At 65.0% G+C, this 6,131-nt stretch carries 5 protein-coding genes; 1 reads left to right on the top strand and 4 read right to left on the bottom strand.

The window, feature by feature from the left end; all coding sequences use genetic code 11:
* Positions 1-58 precede the first annotated feature (58 nt).
* From mdo to AB0P23_RS11795, 4 genes are all read right to left on the bottom strand, one after another.
* Positions 59-1,330 (bottom strand): NDMA-dependent methanol dehydrogenase, encoded by a 1,272-nt coding sequence (gene mdo, locus AB0P23_RS11780; protein WP_027496261.1) that lies wholly within the window; start codon positions 1,328-1,330, stop codon positions 59-61.
* Positions 1,331-1,528: 198 nt separating this feature from the next.
* Positions 1,529-2,761, bottom strand: a complete 1,233-nt coding sequence (locus AB0P23_RS11785) for an MFS transporter (RefSeq protein ID WP_032365665.1) — start codon at positions 2,759-2,761, stop codon at positions 1,529-1,531.
* A gap of 84 nt (positions 2,762-2,845) precedes the next feature.
* Positions 2,846-3,616, bottom strand: coding sequence for an aspartate/glutamate racemase family protein (locus tag AB0P23_RS11790; RefSeq protein WP_032400167.1), 771 nt, complete (start codon positions 3,614-3,616; stop codon positions 2,846-2,848).
* Positions 3,613-4,785 carry a cystathionine gamma-synthase gene (locus AB0P23_RS11795; protein WP_032365667.1) on the bottom strand — a complete coding sequence of 391 codons (1,173 nt, stop codon included), beginning with the start codon at positions 4,783-4,785 and terminating at the stop codon, positions 3,613-3,615. Before AB0P23_RS11795 ends, AB0P23_RS11790 begins: the two co-directional genes overlap by 4 nt.
* A gap of 81 nt (positions 4,786-4,866) precedes the next feature.
* Here AB0P23_RS11795 and AB0P23_RS11800 point away from each other — a divergent pair, with 81 nt between their 5' ends.
* Positions 4,867-6,039 (top strand): acyl-CoA dehydrogenase family protein, encoded by a 1,173-nt coding sequence (locus AB0P23_RS11800; RefSeq protein WP_032388183.1) that lies wholly within the window; start codon positions 4,867-4,869, stop codon positions 6,037-6,039.
* Positions 6,040-6,131 lie beyond the last annotated feature (92 nt).

The raw sequence follows: 6,131 nt of genomic DNA on the forward strand, positions 1-6,131 counted from the left end.
GCCGCATGTGAGCGGAACTTCGTACCCTGCTACGAAGTTCCACTCACATGGGTGGCGGTTAGTACGACTCGTTGATCGCGTGCGAGACGACCGGAATCATCGACTCGACGGTGACCTCGCGGGGGTTACCCGGGGTGCACCAGTCTTCCTGGATGTGCTCGGAGATCTTGAGTACCGACTTCTCGTCACCCTTGATCACGTCGCCCTTACCGGCGTACTTGCCGGTGTTCATCCGGTTCTTGTCGTACGTCGCGGAACGGATCGACCCGAAGTTGTCGGGAATGCCGACGTCCTTCGCGAGCCGGATGGCGGCTTCGACTGCCGCGTCGGCCGCCTGGACGGTGGTCATGTTCTTCGTGTCGACGCCCATGGCCACGGCGATCTCCGCATAGCGCTCGTAGCGCGAAGGCAGGTTGTACTCCCACACGCGCGGCAGAGCGATGGCGTTGTTGAGGCCGTGAGCACTGTCGTAGAACGCACTGATCGCGTGGGAAATCGAGTGGATGACACCGAGTCCGCCGGAGTTGAACGCCTGCGTGGCAATGTACTGGGCGTTCATCATGCCCTCGCGAGCCTTCAGGTTGCCCGGGTCGTAGACGGCCTCGCGAAGGTGCTTGGACACCAGGCCGATCGAGTAGATCGCGTTGCCCAGCGACGGCGCGAAATCGAGACGCGACACGTACGGCTCGGCACCGTGTGCCAGAACGTCGAAGCCACAGAACGCGGTCCATTGCTGGGGGCAGGTGTAGTAGAGCAGCGGATCGTCCAGTGCCAGAGTCGGTGTCGACGCCTCGTCGAAGGCGAGCCACTTGTGCGGCTTCTCCATGTCCGAGGTGTCGGTGATGACGTACGCCCAGGACGTCTCGGAACCCGTTCCGGCGGTGGTCGATACGGCGATATGCGGTGGGTTCTGCTTGTTCGTGGACTTGGAGAATCCCTCGAACTCGTTGATGTTGCGGCCGTCGTGGGCAACGACGACGCGGATGCCCTTGGCCGCGTCGTGGCTGGAGCCGCCACCGACGGAGATGACGCTGTCGCACTTCTCCTTCTGGTAGAGCGCGGCACCGTCCATGACGTTGTAGTCCTTGGGGTTCGACTCGACCTTGTCGTAGAGAACCACCTCGACGCCCTGGTATTCGATCTTGCCGATCAGTTCCTCGATGATCCCGGATCCGCGCAGTCCGGTGGTGACGAGCAGGGCACGCTTGAATCCGAGTTCCTTCGCCTCGACGCCGATCATGTCGTGAGCGCCGACCCCCAGCTTGGCGCGGGGCAGCGGGTGAAACTCCTTGATGGGGAATTCCCAGATCTGATTGAGCTCGATTGCCATCGGTGTCTCCTCGGTGAGTGTGGTCAGGAAACGCCTGGGGTGTGTGATCGGCGTCTCACTGATGACCACCATGGCCGCACCGAGAGGAGATCGGAACACCTGCAGGGCAGAACCGTTCCAACACCGCTGCCGGACTATCCGATTGGGCAGTACATGGTGCCCGTCCTCGGGAGGGGAGATCGAGGAGTGATTGCTGCGCTATCGATTTCGTCGCTGCACAACCGAGAACCCGACGACCGAGATCAGTGCAAGAGCTATGACGAACGCCCCGTACACCTCGACCGTGGTGCTCAATCCGAGCCGATGCACGGCGAGACCGGCGATCACCGCAGGCAGGCTGAAGGCGAGGTAGCTGATGACGAATGTCGTGGCGAACACGCCACCTCGCTCCGCAGCGGGGACCAACGAACCGAGCGTGCGCATCGCACCGAGAAACGTTGCTCCCCAGCCCGATCCTGCGACGACAGCGCCGACGAAATACAGCGCGACCGAGCCGATTTCGACCGACACCAAGGTCAGCGCGACGCCGCTTGCGAGCACCGACGCGCCGATCATCATCACCGTGCGAGGAAGCCCGTTGCGCACGACGACAGCTGCTACCGAGCCCGAGGCGAACAGCGAGAAGATCTCCAGGCCGCCCACGATGTGGTTGTCGATACCGAAGACGGTGCCGATGATCGACGGGCCCAGCGAGAGGTGGAACCCGCCGAGCGACCAGGTCGCGAACAGGGCAGGAGCAATGACCACGAACGGTGCCCGCACCGACTTCGGCAGCGAGGCTCGCGGCAGCAGGGTCGACGCCAGGTGACGCCGGGAATCGAAGCCGCGCATCGCCGACGTCTCCGGCACGAACAGCAGGGCCACGGCCAGTACTGCCGCGGCGGCGATCAACAGGGCGAACACGAGAATTTCGGGTGCCGGCGCCAACTGCACCAACAACCCGGCCCCGATTGCGCCTGCCGCCAGACCGAAGGAGGGGGCGACGCTGTTGAGCAGCGGGCCGGTCGACACGGTGGGCTGCAGATCGATGATGGCCGCACTCATGGCACCCGTCGCCGCGCCTGCGGCGATCCCCTGAACGACGCGAGCAGCGATCAATACCGGAACACTGTCGGCCACGATGAACAACACCAGACTGACGATCAGCAGCAGCAGTGACGCGACCAGGATCGGTTTGCGTCCGATGTGGTCCGACAGACTTCCCACCGTGAGCAGAGTCAGCAGCAGCGCCAGCGCATAGACGGCGAAAACGACCGTGAGGGTGATCGCGCTGAACCCCCACGACTGCTGGTACACCGGGTACAGCGGCGACGGTGCAGCCGAGGACGCCATGAGCACGATGAAGGCGACGCCGACCACCCAGAAGGCATACCGATGCGGAATCCGCGCCGCTGCTCTGCCCTGTACGTCCCGCGTGTCGACACCGACCATGTGCTCATTCCCTCCACCGCAACGACCGTTACCTCAGTGAAAGACAACGCACGAACCCACCGGGCATTCCCCGGCGGCGCGGAACTACCGGGCCCGCGCACCGTCGAGTAGCACCGTCGCCTCGCGGTAACGATGTGCACTCTCCGGCAGTACGCCTTCGATGCCGCTCAGCCACACCGAGACCGATCCGGTGCCGGCCCGCGCCGAACCGACCTCGTCCGCGCGCCGCACCGTCTGATTGGCCACGGCCGCCGCGCTGTCGAACATCGTCACGCCGTTCGGCAGACGCGCGACGATCTCGTTCAGCACCAACGGGTAGTGGGTGCACCCCAACACGATGGACTCGACGTCGTCGGGAGTGGCGGCCACCGCAGCGTCGATGGCCGCACGTATTCCGGTCGAGTCTCCGCGATCGATCGAATCGGCCAGGCCGTGGCAGGCCACGCTGGTCACCGTCCGACGAGAGGCGAATTCGTCGATCAACCGGGCCTGGTACGCACTTGCCGTCGTGGCCGCCGTCGCCCAGATCGCGATCCGATCACTGACAGCCGCTGCGGGTTTGATCGCCGGGACCGTCCCCACCACGGGGATGGAATCACCGAGCGCAGCCCGCACCTGGCTCAACGCCGTCACACTGGCCGTGTTGCACGGCAACACCACGACCTCGGCACCGAGTTCGACGGCATGCCGAGCGGTACCGACCACCCGCTCGACCACCCACGCATCCGGCTTCGGACCCCACGGCGCGTTGTCGGGATCCATCATCAGCACCAGATCGAGCTCGGGACGCGACTCACGCAGGCGAGCAGCCGTCGGGAGCATTCCCAACCCCGAGTCGATCAGTGCAACGATCATGCCAGTGCTTGCTCGACGTCGCCCACCAGATCGGCACCGTCCTCGATACCGACGGACAGACGCACCAGGTCGTCCGGGACCTCGAGCAGCGAACCGGCAGTCGACGCGTGCGTCATCGCGCCGGGGTGCTCGATGAGCGACTCGACGCCGCCCAAAGACTCTGCGAGAGTGAAGATCTCGGTCTTCGCGCAGAAATCGAGAGCGGCCTGCTTGCCGCCGGCCAGCCGCACGGAGACCATGCCGCCGAACCGTCGCATCTGCTTCGCGGCCACCGCGTGAGACGGGTGCGACTCGAGGCCGGGGTAGATGACCTGCGAGATGGCCGGGTGCCCGTCGAGGAATTCGACGATCTTCTCCGCGTTGTCGCTGTGCCGTTCCATCCGCAACGCGAGGGTCTTGATGCCGCGCAAGGTCAGGAATGCGTCGAACGGTCCGGGAACGCCCCCGGCACCGTTCTGCAGGAACGCGAACGCGGTATCGAGCTCTTCGCTGTCGGTCACCAGAGCGCCGCCGACGACGTCGGAGTGACCACCGATGTACTTGGTCGTCGAGTGCAGCACCACGTCGGCACCGAGGGACAACGGCTGCTGCAGGTAGGGAGACGCGAACGTGTTGTCGACGACCAGCTTGGCCCCGCCCTCGTGCGCGACGCCCGCGAGCGCCTCGATGTCACCGACGTTGAGCAACGGGTTGGTGGGCGTCTCGACCCACACCAGCTTGGTGTTCGGACGCATCGCGGCGCGGACCTCGTCGACGTTCGAGACCGCGGCCACGGAGTACTCGATGCCCCACTGGGTGAAGACCTTGTCGATCAATCGGTACGTGCCGCCGTAGGCGTCGTTGGGAATGACGAGGTGGTCACCGGGACGCAGCGCCGACCGCAGCATGCAGTCGGTAGCGGCCATGCCCGACGAGAAAGCGCGACCGTAGGTACCGGATTCGATGGCTGCGAGGTTGGCCTCGAGCGGCCGACGCGTCGGGTTGCCGGTGCGCGCGTACTCGAATCCGCTACGCATTCCGCCGACCCCGTCTTGCGCGAAGGTGGAGCTGGCGTAGATCGGCACGTTGACCGCGCCGGTCAGTGGATCGGGCTCGTAACCCGCGTGGACCGCCTTCGTGGAAAAGCCCTGCCAGGAGGTGTTGTCTGCCTTGCTGCGCTGCTCACTCATGGCCTCCACACTAATCGGCCTGCGTCGCCCGGCAGGGGCGTGGGTAACCTGCGAAGACAACCCCCAGCGGAAAGAGGCACCGTGGCCAACTCCCAGAGCGTCGACGAACTGTTCGCGATCGATTCCCTCCTCGACGACGAAGAACGTCAGATCCGGGACACCGTCCGCAAGTTCGGCAACGAACGCATCCGACCACACATCGCCGACTGGTTCGACGAGGGCACCGTTCCCGCGCGTGAACTCGCCAAGGAGCTGGGCTCGCTCGGCCTGCTCGGCATGCACCTCGAGGGCTACGGCTGCGCCGGAACATCGGCGACGGCGTACGGGTTGGCCTGCCTCGAACTCGAAGCCATCGATTCCGGCATCCGCTCACTGGTCTCGGTGCAGGGCTCGCTGGCGATGTTCGCGATCTGGAAGTACGGGTCCGAGGAACAGAAGCAGCAGTGGCTTCCGGGGATGGCCGAGGGTTCGCTCATCGGCTGCTTCGGTCTCACCGAGGCCGACTTCGGGTCCAACCCCGGCGGCATGCTCACCCGCGCCAAGCGCGACGGTGACGACTGGATTCTCAACGGCAGCAAGATGTGGATCACCAACGGTCCGGTCGCCGACGTCGCCGTCGTGTGGGCTCAAACCGACGACAAGGTCAGGGGTTTCGTCGTCCCCACGGACACCCCCGGATTCACCGCGAACACGGTGAAGAAGAAGCTGTCTCTGCGCGCGTCGATCACGGGCGAGTTGGTGTTCGACGACGTCCGGCTTCCTGCCGACGCGATGCTGCCCGAGGCCCGCGGCCTGAGCGGACCGTTGAGCTGCCTCAACGAGGCCCGTTTCGGCATCGTGTTCGGCGCGATGGGGGCGGCTCGGGACTGCATCGAGTCGGCCGTCGAGTACTCCAAGACCCGCGCGGTGTTCGACAAGCCGCTGGCCGGATACCAGCTCACCCAGGCCAAGCTCGCGAACATGGCGCTCGAACTCGGCAAGGGTCAACTGCTCGCGCTGCATCTGGGCCGGCTGAAGGACAAGGGAGAGCTACCGGGCGAGCGAGTGTCGCTCGGCAAGCTCAACAACGTGCGCGAGGCCATCAAGATCGCTCGTGAATGCCGAACGATCTTGGCCGCCAACGGAATCACGCTGGAATACCCCGTACTCCGGCATGCCAACAACCTCGAATCCGTCCTCACCTACGAGGGCACATCCGAGGTCCATCAACTCGTGATCGGGCAGGCGCTGACGGGCTCCAGCGCTTTCCGATAGACGGTATGGAGGTCTTGGCTGGGGCCCCTCCGCATGTAAGCGTGGGTTGCCGACAGGAGTGGGTCCTGGCCGGTAGAGCCACAGATGTGGGA

The sequence above is a fragment of the Rhodococcus sp. NPDC077669 genome (assembly GCF_040686915.1).
Lineage (GTDB): Bacteria > Actinomycetota > Actinomycetes > Mycobacteriales > Mycobacteriaceae > Rhodococcoides > Rhodococcoides fascians.

Excerpts from the sequence above, each read along its gene's own strand:
- mdo (WP_027496261.1), bottom strand. The coding sequence starts at position 1,330 with ATGGCAATCGAGCTCAATCAGATCTGGGAATTCCCCATCAAGGAGTTT.
- AB0P23_RS11785 (WP_032365665.1), bottom strand. The coding sequence starts at position 2,761 with ATGGTCGGTGTCGACACGCGGGACGTACAGGGCAGAGCAGCGGCGCGG.
- AB0P23_RS11790 (WP_032400167.1), bottom strand. The coding sequence starts at position 3,616 with ATGATCGTTGCACTGATCGACTCGGGGTTGGGAATGCTCCCGACGGCT.
- AB0P23_RS11795 (WP_032365667.1), bottom strand. The coding sequence starts at position 4,785 with ATGAGTGAGCAGCGCAGCAAGGCAGACAACACCTCCTGGCAGGGCTTT.